The organism is Zooshikella harenae, assembly GCF_018837975.1.
Lineage (GTDB): Bacteria > Pseudomonadota > Gammaproteobacteria > Pseudomonadales > Zooshikellaceae > Zooshikella > Zooshikella harenae.
In genome coordinates this window covers 1-1,215 of sequence record NZ_JAGSOY010000256.1, presented here as the reverse complement: position 1 = coordinate 1,215, position 1,215 = coordinate 1, and the positions used below count along the sequence as shown (strand labels likewise).

The 1,215-nt window shown below is 43.6% G+C and carries 2 protein-coding genes; both read right to left on the bottom strand.

Annotation, left to right across the window (positions count from 1 at the left end):
- Nucleotides 1-513 (bottom strand): phage terminase large subunit family protein (locus KCG35_RS25435; RefSeq protein WP_215822649.1); only part of this gene is annotated, 513 nt, incomplete at its 3' end.
- A complete protein-coding gene (locus KCG35_RS25430) occupies nucleotides 494-973 on the bottom strand; it encodes a DUF1441 family protein (protein WP_215822648.1) in 480 nt (159 codons plus the stop codon). The genes KCG35_RS25435 and KCG35_RS25430, both read right to left, overlap by 20 nt.
- Between the last annotated feature and the right edge of the window lie 242 nt (nucleotides 974-1,215).

Sequence of the window (1,215 nt, the reverse complement as noted above, 5' to 3'; positions counted from 1 at the left end):
CGTGAGAAAAACATATTTATAGTCTGAGCTGGCTAAGATGTTTTTAGTGGGCCAACCAATTTTTAAATAATTACCCGCCCGAAATATTTTATCGTGAACATTGTTATCATGGGATCGAGGTGACAAACGTTTTGCTAATTCAGGGCTGCAGTGAATGGTGCGATCTACCCGTTTTCTGGAATACTCCTGTGCTTTTTCCTTGGCAATTTGCACAATCAGCATATCGCCCGGATTATGAGCGATAACGTAGCTTAACCAGCCTTCACCAAGCGCCAGGGTTTTACCGGTACGTGCCGGCCCAACAAAAAAGACAGCGGTATACTCACGACTGTTTAAACAATCCAGTGGCTCGATGATATAAGGGGTGATTTCCGGGGACCACGGATCGCTGCCATTGCCGTTATTTTTGGGAACCCTTAATGTTTGTTTAATCGCGTCGCTAACAGATAACCGGCTGGGTGGCTTAATAATTTCAGCAACATCATCGGCAATATTATTCGTTTCGCAGTGCATGTTTTAGTTGGTGATACAACGATTGCCGTACATCATTCACAACGTTTTCAACAGCCGTTAAGGCTTTGGGTGGTAATGCGCATTTGCGTTCCAAATGATCTGGTAGCGTTTCGCAGGCTTGAATAAGGACCTGAACAACCGTATTTAATGTACGCCGCACGTCTTCAGCTTCACACAGCAGGCCTTCACGCTCTTCAAAATTAAGCCGCTCGTTTTCTGCCTGAAACCAGTCTTTACGATCCTTGGGCGTCATTTGTTCAGGGTCATGCAGGTTAGAGAGTTCAGTACTCCCAAACAAGGCAGGTCCTACTTGATCAGATGCATAGACATCATAGCCTTTGAGTTTTTCAGCAGGTTTTACTTCCGCTTCTTTTAACCGCTTGGCTACGGTCTTACGGTCCATACTAAAGAGCTGTGCCATTTGGCTAATGTTCCATTTTTCAATCAGTGGAGAAGCCATTATAAATCCCCAGGTGTCGCACCCTTAACTAACTGTTTTTATTGAATAAAAAGCATGTGGTGGTGAGGACTATAAGCACCGAAATTTTTACGTTTATCGCGGGGTTGGGCCTGCGTGTTGTGATAAAAGTGTCAGAAGGGACCCGTTGATATCAGTTTACTGGCGTTTATAAAACTATTCAATTTCAAAAAGACAAAAATCACAATCATTATTTGCCATTGTAACCAATTGATGTCCTCCAC

Coding starts and splice junctions, on each gene's coding strand:
- KCG35_RS25430 (WP_215822648.1), bottom strand. CDS start 973: ATGGCTTCTCCACTGATTGAAAAATGGAACATTAGCCAAATGGCACAG.